Origin of the sequence: Staphylococcus sp. GDY8P198P (assembly GCF_017891615.1) — a bacterium.
Lineage (GTDB): Bacteria > Bacillota > Bacilli > Staphylococcales > Staphylococcaceae > Staphylococcus > Staphylococcus cohnii.
The window spans coordinates 284087-303323 of the sequence record NZ_JAESJQ010000005.1 but is presented as its reverse complement, the minus strand read 5'-3'; the positions used below and the strand labels follow the sequence as shown (position 1 = coordinate 303323).

17 protein-coding genes and 2 pseudogenes are annotated in these 19237 nt (G+C 33.9%); 6 read left to right on the top strand and 13 right to left on the bottom strand.

The window, feature by feature from the left end; translation table 11 throughout:
- Positions 1-505 precede the first annotated feature (505 nt).
- Together KA824_RS05915 and uidA are read left to right on the top strand one after the other, a co-directional pair.
- Positions 506-1909, top strand: a pseudogene (locus KA824_RS05915) (MFS transporter).
- 36 nt (positions 1910-1945) lie between these two features.
- Positions 1946-3739 (top strand): annotated as a pseudogene (gene uidA, locus KA824_RS05910) (beta-glucuronidase).
- Between the two features lie 428 nt (positions 3740-4167).
- On the opposite strand, the gene KA824_RS05905 reads toward uidA, so the two are convergent.
- Together KA824_RS05905 and KA824_RS05900 are read right to left on the bottom strand one after the other, a co-directional pair.
- Positions 4168-5892: a glycoside hydrolase family 3 protein gene (locus tag KA824_RS05905; RefSeq protein ID WP_181187358.1), complete on the bottom strand. Its 1725-nt coding sequence runs from the start codon at positions 5890-5892 to the stop codon at positions 4168-4170.
- 3 nt (positions 5893-5895) lie between these two features.
- Positions 5896-6741 (bottom strand): HAD family hydrolase, encoded by an 846-nt coding sequence (locus KA824_RS05900; protein WP_181187359.1) that lies wholly within the window; start codon positions 6739-6741, stop codon positions 5896-5898.
- A gap of 501 nt (positions 6742-7242) precedes the next feature.
- Here KA824_RS05900 and KA824_RS05895 point away from each other — a divergent pair.
- A complete protein-coding gene (locus KA824_RS05895; protein WP_107384275.1) occupies positions 7243-7884 on the top strand; it encodes a beta/alpha barrel domain-containing protein in 642 nt (213 codons plus the stop codon).
- 301 nt (positions 7885-8185) lie between these two features.
- Positions 8186-8365 carry a hypothetical protein gene (locus tag KA824_RS05890; RefSeq protein ID WP_107384276.1) on the top strand — a complete coding sequence of 60 codons (180 nt, stop codon included), beginning with the start codon at positions 8186-8188 and terminating at the stop codon, positions 8363-8365.
- Between the two features lie 192 nt (positions 8366-8557).
- Here the strand turns inward: KA824_RS05890 and KA824_RS05885 are convergent, their stop codons facing one another.
- Positions 8558-8827, bottom strand: coding sequence for a DUF1413 domain-containing protein (locus KA824_RS05885; RefSeq protein WP_107384277.1), 270 nt, complete (start codon positions 8825-8827; stop codon positions 8558-8560).
- Positions 8828-9016: 189 nt separating this feature from the next.
- On the opposite strand from KA824_RS05885, the gene KA824_RS05880 reads away from it, so the two are divergent.
- Positions 9017-9724: an SDR family oxidoreductase gene (locus tag KA824_RS05880; protein WP_107384278.1), complete on the top strand. Its 708-nt coding sequence runs from the start codon at positions 9017-9019 to the stop codon at positions 9722-9724.
- A 73-nt stretch (positions 9725-9797) separates the two neighbouring features.
- Positions 9798-10298, top strand: coding sequence for a GNAT family N-acetyltransferase (locus KA824_RS05875; RefSeq protein ID WP_107384279.1), 501 nt, complete (start codon positions 9798-9800; stop codon positions 10296-10298).
- A 129-nt stretch (positions 10299-10427) separates the two neighbouring features.
- On the opposite strand, the gene hisIE is transcribed toward KA824_RS05875, so the two are convergent.
- From hisIE to KA824_RS05825, 10 genes are all read right to left on the bottom strand, one after another.
- Positions 10428-11057: a bifunctional phosphoribosyl-AMP cyclohydrolase/phosphoribosyl-ATP diphosphatase HisIE gene (gene hisIE / locus KA824_RS05870; RefSeq protein WP_107384116.1), complete on the bottom strand. Its 630-nt coding sequence runs from the start codon at positions 11055-11057 to the stop codon at positions 10428-10430.
- Complete coding sequence (gene hisF / locus KA824_RS05865; RefSeq protein ID WP_107385952.1) at positions 11054-11812, bottom strand: imidazole glycerol phosphate synthase subunit HisF; 759 nt, start codon at positions 11810-11812, stop codon at positions 11054-11056. Before hisF ends, hisIE begins: the two co-directional genes overlap by 4 nt.
- Entirely contained in the window at positions 11809-12513 is a 705-nt protein-coding gene (gene hisA, locus KA824_RS05860; protein ID WP_181187360.1) for a 1-(5-phosphoribosyl)-5-((5-phosphoribosylamino)methylideneamino)imidazole-4-carboxamide isomerase, read from the bottom strand. The genes hisF and hisA overlap by 4 nt, the downstream gene beginning before the upstream one ends.
- Positions 12506-13084 carry an imidazole glycerol phosphate synthase subunit HisH gene (gene hisH, locus KA824_RS05855; RefSeq protein ID WP_107384113.1) on the bottom strand — a complete coding sequence of 193 codons (579 nt, stop codon included), beginning with the start codon at positions 13082-13084 and terminating at the stop codon, positions 12506-12508. Before hisH ends, hisA begins: the two co-directional genes overlap by 8 nt.
- Positions 13081-13659, bottom strand: a complete 579-nt coding sequence (gene hisB / locus KA824_RS05850; protein WP_107384112.1) for an imidazoleglycerol-phosphate dehydratase HisB — start codon at positions 13657-13659, stop codon at positions 13081-13083. The genes hisH and hisB overlap by 4 nt, the downstream gene beginning before the upstream one ends.
- The gene (locus KA824_RS05845) at positions 13646-14641 is read right to left on the bottom strand and encodes a pyridoxal phosphate-dependent aminotransferase (RefSeq protein WP_210133248.1); all 996 of its coding nucleotides are present in this window, start codon (positions 14639-14641) and stop codon (positions 13646-13648) included. Before KA824_RS05845 ends, hisB begins: the two co-directional genes overlap by 14 nt.
- Complete coding sequence (hisD, locus tag KA824_RS05840) at positions 14634-15896, bottom strand: histidinol dehydrogenase (RefSeq protein ID WP_233422628.1); 1263 nt, start codon at positions 15894-15896, stop codon at positions 14634-14636. The genes KA824_RS05845 and hisD overlap by 8 nt, the downstream gene beginning before the upstream one ends.
- Positions 15886-16503 carry an ATP phosphoribosyltransferase gene (hisG, locus tag KA824_RS05835; protein ID WP_107384109.1) on the bottom strand — a complete coding sequence of 206 codons (618 nt, stop codon included), beginning with the start codon at positions 16501-16503 and terminating at the stop codon, positions 15886-15888. The genes hisD and hisG overlap by 11 nt, the downstream gene beginning before the upstream one ends.
- A 16-nt stretch (positions 16504-16519) precedes the next feature.
- Positions 16520-17335, bottom strand: a complete 816-nt coding sequence (locus KA824_RS05830; RefSeq protein ID WP_107384108.1) for an ATP phosphoribosyltransferase regulatory subunit — start codon at positions 17333-17335, stop codon at positions 16520-16522.
- Positions 17336-17752: 417 nt separating this feature from the next.
- Positions 17753-19051, bottom strand: coding sequence for a D-serine ammonia-lyase (locus KA824_RS05825; RefSeq protein ID WP_181187361.1), 1299 nt, complete (start codon positions 19049-19051; stop codon positions 17753-17755).
- Positions 19052-19237: the final 186 nt, after the last annotated feature.

Genomic DNA, 19237 nt, shown 5'->3' with positions numbered 1-19237 from the left:
ATCAGAAAATTAAATATTCAATATAAAAATTGTAAATAAAATTAGGAAAATATCAAAAAAATCATAATATCCTCTAAAATTAATTGAAATATTACCAATTCACATTAAATTTAGACTGAATTTGTGATTTTTAGCTTAATCGTATGTAGTAAAGTATTGTATCAATTTGAACTGGCGTTATTACAGACTTTAGCAATAGTTGAAAAAGAATAACATAAAAGAGAAAAGTGGTTTGTTTTTTAACAACGTTGTTATTTTTTGTTGACTGTTGCTATTATAAAAATATAATAAAAGTAAGAGCTCTATCAAAAGTGTTAAGGGTGTATGCACGTGAAAATAATAAGCGAATCTATTTTATAGGGTAAAAATTTTTATGCATGGAAGAAAACGCTTTCAATTCTATGGATAATGTAATGATTGATGGCCACATTCAATAAAACATACTATGAAACTACAAAGATGAGGTGCACAAATGTTGTTTCGATAGTGGAAAGAGGTAATCCTTATGGTTACAGCCAGATTAAAACCGGCAAATACGAAATTGAAAAAGTTTAATGAAATTGAATCACCGAAATTGAAATTTAAAGAAAAATTAGCTTATGGTTTTGGGGATTTAGGGAACGGATTAATGTTTGATATGGGGCAAATTTATTTATTGCTTTTTTATACAGATATTTTGGGAATTCCCTCTGCTATAGGTGGGCTAGTATTTTTAGTTGCTAAATTTTTCGATGCATTTGTAGACACGGGTGTAGGTACCCTTGTTGATAATCAGAAAAATTTTTCAAAACGAGGCAAATTTAGACCATTTATATTATATGGAAGTATTCCTTTGGCAATATTGACTGTCTTAACCTTTATTTCACCTGATATCAGTGAGACTGGTAAAATTATATGGGCATTTGGAACATATTTACTCTTTAATGCTGCTTATTCTGTCGTTAATATACCTTATGGTTCATTGTCTGCTTCAATGACAATTAATGCAGATGATCGTACGCAACTATCAGTATTCCGTAATTTAGGTTCACAAGGTGCTATGTTTATTTCGGGTATAGTTATTATTCCTTTAGTAAGTTTATTTCCGAATCATGCGATTGGCTATCCGATTGCAGTAGGTATACTTGCAATTGCAGGTGTGACACTACATATGTTGTGCTATAAAGGAGTTAAAGAGCGTCATACAATAGAACGTCCACAAGTAAAAGGTTTGGGACGTAAAGCGTTTTTTAATTTACTGAAAAATAGACCATTTATTATTTTAGCAATTTATACATTGTTAACGATTACTGCTTTATTTTTACAACAAGGTGCACAACTTTACTATTACAAAAATGTACTTGGTTTCGATAATTTAATAGGTATTGTAAGTACATTGAATTTTATTGTTTTAATACCAGCATTATTCCTTACTACTTTCTTAAGTAAAAAAGTAGGTAAAAAAATGACGGCAGTCATAGGCGTAAGTGGTTTTATTATTTTCCAAATCGTAAACTTTTCATTATTTTCAGAGCAAATTATTCCGTTCTTAATCATTAACACGATTGCACAATTATTCTTGGTTATTCCTAATACAGTAACATGGGCATTTATAGCTGATGTTGTAGAATACGGACAATGGCAATCATGACTTAGATCTGAAGGTATTATTTATGCAAGTTATAGCTTTACTAGAAAAATATCACAAGGCTTAGCAGGTTTTATACCAGGTATGGCATTAACGATTATTGGTTATGTACCTAATGCGGCACAAACGCCGGATACAATATTCGGTTTAAAAATATTATTCTTTGTGGTACCCGCAGTCATTTGTTTAATTGCGGTGATACTTTTCTTCTTTGCATACCCATTAACAGATCAGAAACATAAACAAATTGTTAAAGAGTTGGCACTTAGAGAGGAATTATAATTATTTTGTATTTCATTTTATGAGAGGAGCATTTATATGCTATATCCAGTAACAAACGAACAGAGAAGTATTATAGACTTAAACGGTGTTTGGCAATTCAAATTAGAAGAGAACCATGATCAAATCGATGTAACGAAACCTTTAGACACTGATTTAGTTATGGCAGTGCCAGGTTCATATAATGATCAAGGCGTAACTGCTAACATACGAAATCATGTAGGGAACGTATGGTATGAAAGAATGTTTACGATACCTAAAGTACTATCAGATGAACGAATTGTATTGAGATTTGGTTCTGCTACACATAAAGCAACAGTATATATTGATGGTCAAGAAGTCACATCACATCAAGGGGGATTTTTACCTTTTGAAGTGGAATTAGGGCAAAAATTCAGTTCAGGGCAACATCGCTTAACTGTATGTGTAAATAATATATTAGACGAAACGACGTTACCTGTTGGTAATTATAGCGAAACAACGGACAAAGACGGCAATTTGATTAAAAGAAATAAACCTAATTTTGACTTTTTTAATTATGCTGGTTTGCATAGACCTGTAAAAATTTACACAACACCACAAATATTTATTGAAGATATTGAAATTGTTCCGGAGGTTAAAAATGATGTAGCAGACATCAATTATAATATTTCTATCAATGAGTCGGTGGATGATATTTTAGTTAAATTGATAGATGAAGCGGGAGAGGTTGTAGCAGAAACTTCTGGTGCTAATGGTTCTATTAAGATAGAACAGCCTCATTTATGGCAACCACTGAATGCTTATTTGTATCATTTAGAAGTAACGTTAATAGATAATAACCAAGTTGTAGACAGCTATGCTGAACGTTTTGGTGTACGTTCTGTAGAAGTGAAGCAGGGACAATTTTTAATCAATGAACAACCATTTTATTTTAAAGGGTTTGGTAAGCATGAAGATACCTACTATAATGGCCGAGGATTAAACGAAGTAACGAATGTTATGGATTTCAATCTTATTAAATGGATTGGCGGTAACTCATTCAGAACTTCACATTACCCTTATTCTGAAGAAATGATGCGATTGGCAGATGAACTAGGTATTGTTGTCATAGATGAAACAACTGCTGTTGGTGTGCACTTAAACTTTAGTACCATATTATCTGGAGTTGAGGCAAGAAATACATTTAAAGAAATTGGCACGAAAAAAGCACATGAATCCGTAATCAAAGATTTGATTGCTCGAGATAAAAACCATGCATGTGTAGTTATGTGGTCAATAGCTAATGAACCAGCTTCTACTGAAGAAGGCGCAAAAGAATACTTTGAGCCATTAATCAACTTAGCACGTTCTTGCGATCCACAAAACAGACCTGTAACCATCGTAACTATTTTAATGTCACAACCAGATAATTGCCAAGTTCAAGATTTAGTAGATGTATTATGTCTGAACAGATATTATGGTTGGTATACACAAACAGGTGACTTGGAAGCCGCTAAAGAAGCTTTACGAACTGAGTTAGATGGTTGGAGTGAAAAACAGCCGCACAAGCCAATTATGTTTACAGAATATGGTGCAGACACTGTAGCTGGCATGCATTCATTAAATGACGAATTATTTACAGAAGAGTACCAAATTCGTTATTATTAAGCAAATCATGAAGTCATTGATCAATATCCACAATTTATTGGTGAACAGACATGGAATTTTGCAGATTTTGAAACTTCTACCGAGATTATACGTGTTCAAGGAAACAAAAAAGGAATATTCACGCGTGAACGTCGTCCTAAAGCGGTAGCACATTACTTTAAGAAACGTTGGGAAAATATTCCTAATTTTGGTTATAAATCATAATTATATAAGAACAATGACAAGTATATTTACCCTGAAGCCGATACCAAGCTTTAGGGTTATTTTTAATTTATAGAAAGTGATATTAACCTATACCAATATTAATATAAAAATTTTCTTGTAATGGTAAGCGAGTTATATTATAAATTAGTTCCTTTATTTGGCTTAAGGGCAGATATTAAATAAGACGAAAGTGTTTAATGATGCTATTCTAAACATTTCTATTCATTACGATTTTGTATCATGTTAACACCATAACAATGAAGTATGTGAGAGAAAACAAGCTCAACCATGCATCTCCAAGTAAATACATACGATTTAAAACAAAAGCACTGCAAAATAAAAAGGACTAATCCTTATTTGATAAGGATTAGTCCTTTGTTTGAGCATGGGTTTTATAACGATAGATTATATTGTAAAACGTGGTTCATTTATAATTTTGCTTGCCATTTATCTGTCCAAACTAAATCATTATATTGCCCATTAAATTCACTTTCTCCCATGATTTTATCAATGGTCTGTTTAATTGTTTCTTTATTAGAATGATAAGCGTTTATATAAGCTTTAACCATTGTTGCATCATGCAAATGAGTGGTGAAATTGGTAGAAATAAATACGGTTGGTACTTCATGTACATACCATGGTATTTCATTACTCATGGCAGTACCCCATTTAATACGATAGTTATTTTCTGCAGCATAACCGATAATGTTTGCAAATACTAACGCGGCATCTACTTTTTCACGATATTCTAATGTTTTACCTTTAATACGTGTTGAACCATCATTCAATGTGACATTGAATCCACGTGATTCAAGTTCATTTATAATATCATCTGTGACGTTATTAGCAGATTTATAGATACCATCTTTTTCACCTTCTATCACATAAAGCATAATATTTTTATGTGTTTCAGGTCGGATAGGTAACTGATTTAAAGTGTTTTTCACAAGTGTGATCCCCATATCGGCTGCTTCTGCACGCATTTCTAAATGTTCTGTACAACCGATGATATCTAATGCTTCTTGTGGTTGAATAATTGAACCATCTTCTTGTTTAATGTGTAGATTGAGTTGTGCTTTTAAACCTAAGATACGTCTTACGGCATCATTTAATCTCTCTTCTGTTATGACGCCGTTTTTATAACCATCGAGCATAAATTGGTAATCTTCTTCTAAATCATTAAAGAACAAGAACATATCACAGCCAGATGCAATGGCTAATGGAACATAATCTTCACGACGCATAGAAGCAGTCATACCTAACATATGACTAGCGTCGGTAACGACTAAACCGTTAAAATGCATATCATCTTTTAGTAAATCAGTTATAAGTTCAGAAGAAAGTGTTGCAGGCAAAATGTCTTTATCTTCCAGACTAGGATTTAATTTTTTAGAATAAGCAGGTTGTGCAATATGTCCTGCCATTATCATTTGTACACCACGGTCGATATGATGTTGATAAACTTTACGGAAGCTATCGTCCCATTCTTCGGTAGATAGTTCATTTACGCCGAGCACTAAATGTTGGTCACGTTCTTCCGTACCATCACCGGGGAAATGTTTGATACATGTAATCATATCGCGTTCTGCATTAAAGCCGTCAATAAATGCACTTGAATATTTAATAACTGTTTCAGCATCTGTGCCATATGCACGTGTATTAACGATTGTGTTGCGCCAATTTTTAAGTATATCTACACAAGGATCGAAATTAATATGAACACCTAGTGCGGATGATTCACGTGCTGATACAAGACCAGCATTATATGAAACTTTTGTATCTTGAGCAGCTTCACATTGTGCAGCACTTGCGATATAAGTACCATCTTTACATGCACCATTTCCACCAGAATCACAGTTTGCTGCTACAAGTACGGGAACTTTAGTATGTCTTTGTAAATCATTGAGTAAGTTTTGAACATCTTCTTTGTTCCCACCTTCATATCGTGCGCCTCCAATGTGATAACGTTCAAGTATATCTTTATTAGTTAAGTCTGCATCAAAGAATTTTTTACCACCCTCTAAGGAAAATAAGTTGAAAAATAATTGACCAATTTTTTCTTCGTCTGTTAATTTGCCAAGTGTTTCTTCTACCCATGTTATTTGATTGTCATTTAAATGATATGGTGATGCTGTCAAATCTACTTTAACCATAGTTTATGCCTCTCCTTCAAAATTATTAAAAAATATTTGTTTTAAAGTGTCGTGTGTGTATTGGTTGAATTTACCATTTTTAAACAATTTTAAATATTTATTGTTAAAGTCTAGCCATGATTGATTTTCATGGCCTGCTAATATTGGATAAAAGTACATATTATGCGATTCTGCTGCTTCTAAGTCTCCTTTGGCATCTCCTAACATGATGATGTCTTCTAAATTGTAATATTGTTTTAAGTGCTCTAAACAGTGCTCTTTTGTACCTGCTTCTTGCGCAAACATGCCACTTAAATAGTCTGTTAATTTGTATGTGTTCCATTCATATTCAACTGCTGCCAAATTTGCTGATGACACTATTGCGATATCAGCAAAAGTTGAAGCGTTTTTTAGAGATGCTTGTACATATTTAAATGGTCCAATACTTGGTAAGGTTTTGATAATATCATTCACACGGTGTGACCAAGATAATGCTTTTTGTAATCCAATTTGTTGTGGATAGTTTGATATGGCTTTTTCCAGTGCTGGGTTAGAGAAAGCATCTGTTGTTTGTACCCAATGCTTAATATGTTCATAGCCCTCAATTTGAATGCCTTGTTCAACAAGTTCACTTAACATACGTTCTAACCCTTTAAAGCGATTAATGCCTCTAGTGATTTCATATAAGTTTATATCATTCCAGCGCTTTAATAGCTTGGACTCTATATTTTGTAATTGCCATTCTTCAACAATAGCTGGACCAAACGCACGCTCATGCTTTATAGTCATCGAATCGATGACACACCCGTCAGAATCAACACAAATTAATTTTTTAAATCTAGGTTTATAAAGTGATAAAGAATCAATCATTTAATCTGTTCCTCTCAAGTTAAATTACAATCTTAATGATTATTTAATTAAAAATATGTGTGCTTTATCATAACCATCGCTTTACTTAGGATTGTATTTTAAGCAAAGTTTACGAATATAATAAAGCGCTTTCTTTATACTATTAAAGTTAGCATTCATAATAGAAAAAAACTAGCACATTTCGTGTAACTTTGTGAGTTTAATCACAAAGTTAATGTTTTATGTCATTTTATTACTAAAATAGTTATTTTATTAATAAAACTATTATCTATTTGATTGAAGTACGTAATCAGAGGTGCGTACGTTCCTTCTTTGGTGTATAACATCTCTGGCATTCGTTTTGTGAATAAAACACCAATATGCTACATAGAAACTAGTGTTTGAGCAAATCCGTCAACGGAATAAAATGTAGCATCGTATTAAAGGTTCGTTTAGTATTCATTGACGAAAATGAGATAAAAATTACAATGAAATAAAATGACGTAGAAAGGACAGGCGCTAATGGATAAATTGCTTACTTTGGAACAATTACATCGTAATTACTTGATAGGAGTAGTGAAAGGATGTACTTGTGAAGATGCTATATTGAAAAGTGAAAAAATGATTGAGAGTGGTATCAAAAATATTGAAATAACATTTAACACGCCTTATGGAGAATTAGCCATAAAAACGTTAACGCAAAAATTTGATAAATCAATTATTGTTGGTGCAGGTGCGATTCAAAATGCTGTAACAGCACGTGTAGCGATTATAAATGGTGCCCGCTATATAGCAACTCCACATTTAGATGTCCAAATAGCGCATATTTGTAATGTATACCAAATACCTTACTTGCCAAGATGCGGTTCGAAAGATGAAATCATACAAGCGATGCAATATGAAGTAGAAGTGATTAAACTGTATCCTGCAAATATATTAGGAGTGAATTTTATGGAAAACATCTATGGAACCATTCCAAATATAAATATAATACCTTATGGTGGCGTGTCATTAGAAAATATAGATCAATGGTATAAAAACGGTGCATTTGCTATTGGGATTGGTAATGCATTAACTAAAGGGGCTCAAAAAAACCAGTTAGATACGATTATTAATCAAACACATGCGTTTGTAGAAAAGCTAAATTCAATGCGTTTGCACTAAAGTGATTAGCTGAAATATTACAGAACTACTTACTATAAACGATTAAGCAAAATATTGAAGAGACAAACAGCTTAAACGTAAAGTTCTCACTGGCCTATGCGGAATATTTAGAAAAGCATTCATTTTTAAAATTAAACAATTTGTCAATCTAAAAATATGTGAAATATATTAAAAAAGGCTAAAAGTGAGTATTTTGTGAAATTAATCACAAAATACTTTAAAATTCTATTACTTTCGATTATGATAAGAGTGTAGAAGATAACAATGCCTAGCGAAAGAAAAAATACGGAGTGATTATTAAATGAGAAAAGTAATTGAAGAAGTCATTTTTTCAAATGAAAGTAGTTATGACATATACACACATACTGGTGTGAATCAAGGCATTATTAATGACATTAAAGATGGATACAGAAGTATTGATTATATAGCTTATATTGACGCAGAAAAACTATACAACTATGGATTAGAAAAAAGCTACTAGTAAGTAATTAATACACTGTATTCATCTAGTAGCATCGAAGTTTGTGCACACATATTTCATCGTGTGTTGTGCATAAAACTTCATGTATATTATTCTCCCTAGTATCACCTTTCATGATTTATTTAGAGCCCTTACAAAGTGGAAAAGCCTATGTTACTGTTCGTCCAGTAATGTGGGCTTTTCTCATCATTATTAAACATATGATTTAAAGTTTTGTTTGATTTCATTATAGTTATAAACAGAGTTATACATGCGCATGCGAATGTGATCTTGTGAAGCATATGAGATACGTAATTGCTTACTTTGGCTCACAAATCTACGAAATTCACGCTCATATCGTTGGCGCTGGTTAAGTGATAGTCCGAGCCATTCTGCTTCATTAAACAATTGTTCAAAACGAAAATCGAAACTTGTGCTATCTATATTATTTCTTAAATTTTTAATTCTTTCATGAAAGTCCATAAGTCATCCTCCTAAATTATAAAAGGTAAGTTAGTTATGTATTATATACCCACTCTATAATTATTTATTGTTTATGACAAGTATGCAAATTCATGAGCTGACTCATTGTTTCAAGATGGAGGGCACATGGTATAATCTGTGTGGATAGGGTATAAAAATATGAAATACGTTTGATGAAAGGAAGATTTGATGGTTAAATTAGAGCACAAAGTTGCAATCGTTACTGGTGCTAGTAGTGGCATTGGTGCTAGCATAGCAGAGGAGCTATCTAGTCATGGTGTACAATTATTATTAGCTGGTCGTGATGAAACACGACTTAAAGATGTTGTAAATCGTATTCGTTCAAATGAATATCAAGCGAAGATTGAATTTTTAACAGCGGATGTGACACAACAACAAGAAGTTGAACGTTTAGTAGCATATGCAAAAGAGCATTTCGGTCGCTTGGATATACTCGTAAATAGTGCCGGCCAAATGATTTCTTCTGCTGTTACTGATGGAGATGTAAAGGCTTGGGAATCAATGATTGATACAAACGTAAAAGGGACACTGTATGGCATTAATGCTGTCATACCAACATTTTTAGATCAATCTAGTGGCCATATTATTAACATTGCTTCTATCTCAGGTTTTGAAGTGACGAAAATGAGTACTATATACAGTGCAACGAAAGCTGCGGTGCACACGATTACGCAAGGATTAGAAAAAGAGTTGGCTAAAACTGGCGTTCGAGTGACAAGCGTTTCACCGGGTATGGTAGATACGCCTTTAAGTGGTCAGAAAGATTGGGGAGAGCGCAAAAAGCTAGAACCCAAAGATATTGCTGAAGCGGTAGTTTATGCGTTACAACAACCTTCACATGTAAATGTAAATGAAATTACGGTCAGACCAGTCTGATACGTCCTTCTTATATTTAGTTTAAAATAAAGTTAATGGTAAAGTGAAAATATACTTTGAAAGTAGGCAAAACATGGAGTTTAGATATCTTAAGAAAGGTGATGTAGAAGCGTATCGTTTATTGCGCTTACAGTCTCTACAAACTGATCCTACAGGTTTTGCTTCAACTTATCAACGCGAGATTCATTTGCCTATTGAACGTTTTGAAGATAGGATAGGGATGAATGAAAGACATTTTACAATGGGTGTATTTGATGGTGAAAAATTGATTGGCTATGCAACTTTTTATCGAGAAACTTTAGAGAAAATTAAACACAGAGGTAATTTAGTCGGTGTATATTGCGACCCACAATATAGAAGACGAGGCTTTACACAACAATTAATTCAAAAAATGATAGATATTGTCAGTGAACAAGGTGTAGTTAAAACTATAGGTTTATCGGTACTTGCGGAAAATCTAAGTGCTATTAAATTATATGAAAAATTAGGATTTCAAAGATATGGCACAGAACCTAAGGCACTTTATGATGGCAAACGGTATTATGATGAAGATCTGATGGTGTTATTTTTATAAAAATAAAATGAATCAAACAATTTAGGCTGAAACAGCGATTAGCTGTTTCAGCCTAAATTTTGTTATGTGGCTATAGATTGGTGGAAATATCTTAATATAGAAAATTATTGAATAATCAGTGAGTGCAATTTACCAATCTTTTATATCTGATCTTTCGCCTTTAAAGTTATTAGAAACTTGATGACGTTTTGCCAAAATTGCCTCTATATCTTCAAATTTGATATTCAACGCATGCAAGAGCACAAAGAGATGATACATTAAATCAGCAGTTTCATTTGTTACCTCGTCGCGGTTCGATTTCATAGCACCGATTACAACTTCAAATGCTTCTTCACCAAATTTTTTCGATATTTTTTCTAAACCTTCATTCAATAAATATTGTGTGTATGAATTTTCTTTATTTGACTTAGCACTTGAAGTTACTGTGTCTTCGAGCTGTTGAACATAGAAGGGAACAGTGGTGTTGAAACAGCTCTGGCTTCCAGTATGACAAGTTGGACCATTAGGGATTACATCTATCAATAAGGTGTCTTGATCACAGTCTAGGTGTATGTTTTGAACGGCTTGGGTATGACCAGATGTTTCACCTTTTGTCCATAAGCGGTCTTTAGAACGTGAATAAAAACAAACCATGCCATCAGCTATTGTTTTGTTGTAAGCATCTTCATTCATATAGCCAAGCATAAGCACTTGCTTTGTCTGAACATCTTGCAATATTGCGGGGATAAGCCCTTTACTAAAATCAGGTTGTTGTGTCATCTTATTGGAATACCTCCTTGAGCCATCGTTTGTTTGATTTCATTTACTGTGGTTTCTTTGTCATGAAGTATGCTAGCAGCAAGTCCTGCCGAAACATTCGTTTGTTTGAATAAATCTACAAAATGATCAGGATTGCCGCCGCCACCAGAAGCAATAATAGGGATGTGCACAAGTTGTTCAATCTCATGTAAATGGTTGACGTCAAAGCCTTCTTTCATGCCATCGTGTGTCATGCTCGTTATTAATAGTTCGCCTGCACCTAAAGATTCTACTTCTTGAACCCAATCATAGACACGCTTATTTGTACGTTTTTTTCCCCCATGAGTATAGCAAAAATAATCGTTTAATTCTGTATCATAGTTACTATCTATAGCAATACAAATACATTGGCTTCCAAATTTTTCACTGGCTTCTTGGATAAATGAAGGGTTCTTTAGAGCACTAGAGTTTAGAGACACTTTATCAGCACCATGATTTAGCAACTGCGATATATCATCGATTGTGGAGATACCGCCACCTACAGTAAGTGGAATAAACAATTTTTCAGCAGTTTCCTCAATGACATCTAACATAAGCCCATGGCCAGCTTCAGTGCGGGATATATCTAAAAAGACTAATTCATCTGCGCCTTGTTCATTGTAATAAAGTGCATAATCCACAGGGTTTCCAAGGTCACGTAGTCCTTTAAATTGTATTCCTTTGACAACGCGCCCATCTTTCACATCTAAACAGGGGATAATTCTTTTTTTTATCATGATAATCCCTCCCAAAATGCAGGATTGTGTGCTGCTTTACCAACAATTGCTGCATAAACACCAGATTTTTCTAATTGTTCTAAGTCTTGTTGATGACGAATGCCACCAGAAGCAATGACAGGTTTTTGTGTTGCTTCGACAAGTTGCGTTGTTATTTCAAAGTTTGGACCAGATAAGTGTCCATCTTTCGAAATATCCGTATAGATAATGCCACCCAAAGGTAGTGATTCAATTTGCTGAACGAAATCAAATAAATCTAAATGTGCATCTTGTTCCCAGCCATTTATTTTTATCTCACGCTGATAAGCATCAACCGATAGATATAATTTGTACGGAAATTGATGAGACATTTTGGCCAACCATTCAATATCTTGAATACCTTTAGTCCCAATAATACAATAATCTATGCCATCAGCAAAATATGCATTAATTGTTTCAAGACTACGTATGCCACCACCGACTTCCATCGGTTTGTTGGTCAGGCTTCTCAGTTGCTTGATATAGTCCTTTTCAATAGATGTTTGCTGCTTTGCACCGATTAAATCGACAATATGAATACGTTCTACACATTTAAACTTGTTATAATAAACGACACTATCTTCAGCGCTGCGAGTCATTTTTTCTTCTGAGTCATATTTTCCTTCCGTCAGTCTCACACTCGTTGCATTAATTAAATCAATGGCTGGCCAAATATTAATCATTTAAGAAACCACCTTTCAGAGCTTGATTAAGTATTGCTAAACCATCTTCACCACTTTTTTCTGGATGGAATTGAATGCCTATAAGATTTTTATATTGGACAATTGCAGGAATCAATGTGCCATAATCTGCATACGCAACAACATGTTCTGACATTTCAGCTTGATATGAATGTACAAAATATACATCCTGTGTTAATTCTGTAAGGTTGCTGATTAAATTGTTCCAACCTAAATGGGGCACCGGATAAGATGTTTGGATAGGTATGATATTTCCTGGGAAAAGTTGTAAGCCATCTACATCACCTTCTGCGCTGTGTTCGTATAGCAACTGCATACCTAGGCAAATGCCTATGATTGGTTTATTTGTTATCGTTTTTAAAATGGATTTTAATCCCCGTTTTTCAATCGCTTGCATAGCATCTTTAAAATGACCTACACCAGGTAATATGATGACATCTGCTGCTTTAATATCGTTGGGACTATCCGTTAAAATCGCATTAAAACCTAAACGATTAATCGCACGTTGTATGTTTTTAATGTTCCCTAAACCATAGTCAATCACTGCAATCATTCAATCACGCCCTTAGATGAAGGGGTGATATTCGTGTCATTCGATGCTAGTGCATCTTTAAGCGCTCGAGCAAAAGATTTAAATATACTTTCGATCTCATGATGTGTGTTTCCACCGCGAATTAAGTCAATATGTGTTGTTAGGCGAGAATTGATAACAAGTGCTCTGAAAAATTCCTCTACGAGTTCTGTATCAAACGTACCTACTTTTTCTTTACTGAATTGTGCATTAAATGATAAATAAGGTCGGCCACTAATATCAACGACTGTACGTGCAAGTGTTTCATCCATAGGTATGTAACTAAACCCATAACGCTGAAAGTATTTGCGTTCCTTCACTAAGGATAATAGTAGCTGACCGAGAACAATACCAATATCTTCGGTTACATGATGATCATCTACTTGAACATCTCCATTTGCTTCTATAGATAAGGATAATTGGCTGTGAAAAGTAAAGAGCGTCAACATATGATCCAAAAATCCAACGCCTGTATTGATATTACTTTCACGATGATCATCAGCTAGAGAAATAGTTAATTGTGTTTCAGCTGTATTGCGTGTTTTATTTACTATCATATTGTGACCTCCAATTTTTAATAAGTACAAATAATTGATCTAATTGTTCATCTGTAGCAATAGAGTATCGGACATAGTCAGACATTTCTGGTTCGTCATATAATCTTGGAAGGAAACCATTGGACTTAATATAAGCGCCTAAACTTTGTGCAGCTTCTCCCTTTGTTAACACGAAATTTGTAGCAGAAGGGAAGACTACCATGACATCTGAGACAAGTTCATGAAACATATTTTTAAGTTTGTGAGCAAGCTGTCGTTGTTGCTTTACAAACGCGCGAGTCATTGCTTGATTTTCAAACATATAAATCGCAATATGAAGCGTAATTGTATTCAGAGGATACAGGTGCTCGATGCTTTGGATGAGTTTGATGGTATCTTTAGTGCCAATTAATACACCTAATCTTAGGCCAGCAATGCCAAATGCTTTTGAGAGCGTGCGCATTTGAATAATATGCGGTTGCATCTTAATATCATAAGCTTCACCAAAATCTAAATAAGCTTCATCTATGATAAAGTAGCCACCAAGCGTCTGCATCTTATCCGCGATAGCCATTAAAAATGTCGTACTATATTGTATGCCTGATGGATTATGTGGATTGCTCATAATAAAGAATGCAGGTTGTACTTCATCAATGCGTTTTAAAATCGTCTCTAAATCAAATGTTAAATCTGAATTTGCTGGTACAAATTTAATAGGGCGAGCGACTTGATTGGCATATGCTTGATACATAAAAAAGTCAGGGTCTAGCGTTAAAGCTGGGCCTTCTGGCATGATTAACATTAACTTTTGAATAAGTTCATCAGAACCATTACCTGCAATGACTTGGTCAGGTGAAATATTATGAAAAGCTGCATAAGCTTGTTTGAAGCGTTCATATTCATCATCAGGATAAAGATTGAATGCTGCTTTTTGAATAATTGTAGCGAGTTGTTCATTAGATAATGGTTTAAGTGGACTTTCATTTTTATTAATTCTAATCATTGTGTGGCTCCTTTGTTGTTCGAATTTCTATTGATTTTTCATGATTATACAAACGCTCGATATGTGCTAACTTACGTGCGGATTGTTCAATATTATTAAATGTTTGTTGAGATAAATCGATAACAGAATGTCTCGTTAAGAAATCATTCACTGATAGACCATTGGTGAAACGTGCAGTCTGATTTGTAGGTAAAACATGGCTTGGTCCAGCAACATAATCCCCGATAACTTCTGGAGAATAATGACCCAAGAAGAGCGCGCCTACATATTTCACATGGTTGACATAGTCTTGGGGACATTGTGTTTGTATAGATGCATGTTCCGGTGCAATTTGATTCATCAAATCACAAGCTTCTGTAAAGTTTTCTACTGAAATTAAGAAATGGTTATGTTTCAAACTGGCATCAACAATAGGTTGTCGTTTGATTTGTGTCATTGTGTGTTGGATGTTATTTTCTAATTGTTGTAACAAGTCTTTATCCTCACTGATGACAAATGTTCTAGCGAGTTCATCGTGTTCTGCTTGTGCAAATACATCATACGTAATTGCCTCTATGTCAGCTGTTTGGTCAATAATTAGCGCAATTTCACTCGGACCAGCAATTTGATCAATGCCAACTTGACCAAATAAATATTTTTTAGCATATGCAACATATTGGTTGCCAGGACCAACAATTTTATCCACTTTAGGAATTGTCTCAGTACCATACGCAAGTGCAGCGATACTTTGTGCACCACCAACTTGGTAAACCTGATCAACACCAGCAATATAACAAGCAGCAAGTACAATATCAGGTAGACCTTCAGGTTGAGGTGGCGTAACGGCCACTATATTTTTAACGCCTGCAACTTTGGCAAGTGTTACAGTCATTAACACAGTAGAGGGATAACTAGCTTTTCCACCAGGGACGTAGACACCTACACGCTCTAACGCATGATATAATTCGTAACATTCTGAATGAACTTGTTTATGATCTTGTTTAATAGAAGTTTGATATGCTTTAATCCTGTCATGACTTTGTTCGAGGGCTTCCCGTGTAGATGAGTCAATGCGTTGATAAGCAGTAAATAAGTCTTCTTTAGGTACTTCTAATTGTGATGTTTCTACTTTATCTAATTGTAAATTATATTCTTTTAAAGCAGCATCACCTCGAAATTTCACCTGATCACAAATTTCTTTTACGATTGGATATAAATCTTCATTTAGTGCAGATTGATTCAGGTAGTTATTTAAAAATGTTTCTTTATTTGTAATCAATGAGAGACACCTCCAAAGTTTTAATTAAATCTTCAATTTCAGTTGATTTTTTAAAATATGAGGCTTTATTTGTAATGAGCTTTGCATTGATGTTTTTAATTTGCTCTTTTTCAATTAAGCCATTTGACTTTAAGGTAGTCCCTGTTTGAACGATATCAACAATGCCATCTACCATATCAACCAAACAAGCCAATTCTACTGAACCAGATAGTTTTACAAGCTCAACATCCAAACCTTGTGCTTCAAAATATTGACGTGCTGTTTGTGTATATGAGGTAGCTACTTTTTTAAATTGATAGGCCTCTGGTTTAGCAGCAAGTGAAAAGTGACATTCGCCAAATGGTAAATCTAGTAAGTTGTTAATAAAATAATTGCCTTCTTCTAAAATATCACTACCGACGATTCCAATATCTGCAACGCCTTGTTCAACATATATTGGTACGTCACTACCTTTGACTAAAATAAATTGTATTTCATTAACTGTTATAAGTAATTGACGTTCTCTATGTTCAAGCGCATATGCTATTTCAATTTCTTTTATTTCATTTAGATAATTAATAAAACTTTTAAGTAATCTACCTTTTGCTAATGCGACAGTAAGCATGGTTTTCACTCCTTTTTTATAGTATAAATCCGAGTCCAAAGCCTTCTAATTTCCCTTTGTAAAATCCACCAGTTAGACGCTGAGTTTTATTGTTTTTTAAATGGCATTTCATGAATGATCCTTTGTAATAAGAACGTGGTGGTCTAGGGGTTATATCAAGGTGAATTTCAGTAATATTTTGTGATTTAAACCATTGCTCCCACCGATGTAATGACTGGATAGTACGATGATCATGCGGAAATAAATGGGTTAATAAATCAAGTTGTTCCGTAGTTTTAGTTGTGAGTAACTGTACCACAGGATGTGCAAGTCCTAACTGTGCAGTTAACTCTGAAATATTACGTTCTTGTATAAGGTTTAATATAGTTTGATTTTGTTCGTTAGCAGCTAATAATAAATCTATTAATTGATAATGCCCTAAAATGACAAAGTCGATATCATCATTCAACGTATACTTAATAAAGTTATAAAACGTTTTAAAATCGTTTTGCATATCTGTAATTGTTGGGTTGTAATGTTCGATACCTAACTGAGTGTAGACTTCGTTATTTCTGACGATGGGACCAGTATATGCTAAACGTTGCTGTTCAGGTTGATAGTTACTGTAGTAACGTAATAATTGATCTGTGAAATCATTACGCAAAGCAAAAATATGATGGTCATGTTGCCAAAAACTACGTTCCGTCATTTGTTGTAAATCATCAGGTGTAAGTGATTGCCAAGATAATGATTCTATAAAACTAAAATCAACAAGTTTAAAATCTGCTTGTTGAAAATGTTTTAAAAAAGCTAGTTCTTGTTCTTTATTATTAATAAGTGCTTTCGTATCCATAATATAATGACCATCCTTTATTAAATACTTTGTTTCTCTACCGAACTAAAGTAAATTGATAAAACATACTTTAACACAGTTGATTTTAGAATTCAATAAATATTCAGAAAATAATCTTTGCAAAGTGATTAAAATGGCTTTTATATCATATTTATGTGTATAAAAATAAAACCTAAAATTTTGCTTTAGGTTTTAGATTGAAAATAGTATTAGATGATACCACTTTAAGTCCATTGTATTGATAAAAAATAGCATTACATTCATGTTTAACGTCATCAATTTATATAGCAGATTATATATGATTTGATTTAGAGAAGACGTCGAACAACGCATAAAGTAGGGTGAAACTTTAAATATGAATGATTTAAATATTATCATTCGAGTGCCTGGTCAGATGTGATTCTAAATCGCTTAAGTTTATGATTGTTTGCCTTGAGCCACATACTTTAACATTTCTTCCTTAGGTACCATATTGCCACCAGTTGCCCATACGATATGATTTGCATCGGATAAATTAAAATGGTTTTTATCAGCATGTTCCAACACTGCTTTTAAACCTGCGAAACCAGATGCTGCAGAAGGTTCGACAAAGATACGTTCTTTTTGGCTTAGCTGATATAAATATTGGTACATTTGTTGATCTTCTACAGTAAAAGCACCATATAATAATGAATTCATTATATGACCAACGAGTTTTGAAGGTCTAGCAACAGCAAGACCATCTGCATCAGTACGGCCGTCTAATCCAATATCTGTTACAGCTATTTGGTCATGAAGTTGTGTCATCATACCTAATGTCATGCATGGCGCATGTGTAGGTTCAGCGAATAGACAATACACATGGTCACCAAATACTTGATTTAATCCAAAGGCAACACCACCTGGGCCTCCTCCAACACCACAAGGCAGATATACAAAAAGAGGATGTTGAGCGTCTACTTGTATGCCTTCATTATTAAGTTGTGTTTTTAACCGTAATGCAGCAACAGTATAACCTAAGAATAGATCAGCAGAACCCTCGTCATCTACGAAATGACAAGTAGGATCATTTTCTGCAGCTTTTCGTCCTTCAGCAACTGCGTATTGATAATCGGATTGGTGTTCAACAACTTCAACACCACGTGAACGAAGTAAGTCTTTCTTCCACTGACGCGCGTCACTAGACATATGTACGATGACTTGAAAGCCTAATTGTGCGCTCATAATGCCAATACTTAAACCCAGGTTACCAGTTGAACCGACAGCAACGGTATATTTACGAAAGCACGCTTTATATTTTGGTTCAGATAAAACTTTATGATTATCCGTATATTTTAAACCACATTCTTTTATAGCGATAGATTCAGCTAGTTTTAGAACTTCATATATACCACCTCTTGCTTTGATAGAACCTGAAATAGCAAGATGACTATCACATTTAAGCCATAATTTACCACTTTGTTCAAGTTGTTCAGAGTCAACTAATGATTGTTGCATAAAAGGAATTGCTTTTAGTGGTGATTCAATGAGGCCATGGTCTTTTTCAGTTTCAGGAAAAACATTACGTATATAGCTGCTAAAACGTTCTAGTCTTGTTGCAGCGTCTTCTATATCATCTAATGAAAATGGTAAAGTTTCATCATTACGGAAATTTGGATTTTTCCAAAATATCGGCCTATACTGTTGCATGTCATTGAGTAGGGGAAAGCTACTTTTTAATGTTTCAACATTTATCATAAATGACCACCTCATAAATTAGATTGTATTTAGTCATCATTATAGCAAAATTTGATACTTAAGATGTTATATACCTTATATACAAAAATAATATAGGATTAGAATGGTATGGGTCTATTATATTTAAAAATGGTTACGTCGTTTGAAAACGGCAAAGATGACTAGGATTTAAGGATTACCTGAGCT

Coding starts and splice junctions, on each gene's coding strand:
- KA824_RS05905 (WP_181187358.1), bottom strand. CDS start 5,892: ATGGTTAAAGTAGATTTGACAGCATCACCATATCATTTAAATGACAAT.
- KA824_RS05900 (WP_181187359.1), bottom strand. CDS start 6,741: ATGATTGATTCTTTATCACTTTATAAACCTAGATTTAAAAAATTAATT.
- KA824_RS05895 (WP_107384275.1), top strand. CDS start 7,243: ATGGATAAATTGCTTACTTTGGAACAATTACATCGTAATTACTTGATA.
- KA824_RS05890 (WP_107384276.1), top strand. CDS start 8,186: ATGAGAAAAGTAATTGAAGAAGTCATTTTTTCAAATGAAAGTAGTTAT.
- KA824_RS05885 (WP_107384277.1), bottom strand. CDS start 8,827: ATGGACTTTCATGAAAGAATTAAAAATTTAAGAAATAATATAGATAGC.
- KA824_RS05880 (WP_107384278.1), top strand. CDS start 9,017: ATGGTTAAATTAGAGCACAAAGTTGCAATCGTTACTGGTGCTAGTAGT.
- KA824_RS05875 (WP_107384279.1), top strand. CDS start 9,798: ATGGAGTTTAGATATCTTAAGAAAGGTGATGTAGAAGCGTATCGTTTA.
- hisIE (WP_107384116.1), bottom strand. CDS start 11,057: ATGACACAACAACCTGATTTTAGTAAAGGGCTTATCCCCGCAATATTG.
- hisF (WP_107385952.1), bottom strand. CDS start 11,812: ATGATAAAAAAAAGAATTATCCCCTGTTTAGATGTGAAAGATGGGCGC.
- hisA (WP_181187360.1), bottom strand. CDS start 12,513: ATGATTAATATTTGGCCAGCCATTGATTTAATTAATGCAACGAGTGTG.
- hisH (WP_107384113.1), bottom strand. CDS start 13,084: ATGATTGCAGTGATTGACTATGGTTTAGGGAACATTAAAAACATACAA.
- hisB (WP_107384112.1), bottom strand. CDS start 13,659: ATGATAGTAAATAAAACACGCAATACAGCTGAAACACAATTAACTATT.
- KA824_RS05845 (WP_210133248.1), bottom strand. CDS start 14,641: ATGATTAGAATTAATAAAAATGAAAGTCCACTTAAACCATTATCTAAT.
- hisG (WP_107384109.1), bottom strand. CDS start 16,503: ATGCTTACTGTCGCATTAGCAAAAGGTAGATTACTTAAAAGTTTTATT.
- KA824_RS05830 (WP_107384108.1), bottom strand. CDS start 17,335: ATGGATACGAAAGCACTTATTAATAATAAAGAACAAGAACTAGCTTTT.
- KA824_RS05825 (WP_181187361.1), bottom strand. CDS start 19,051: ATGATAAATGTTGAAACATTAAAAAGTAGCTTTCCCCTACTCAATGAC.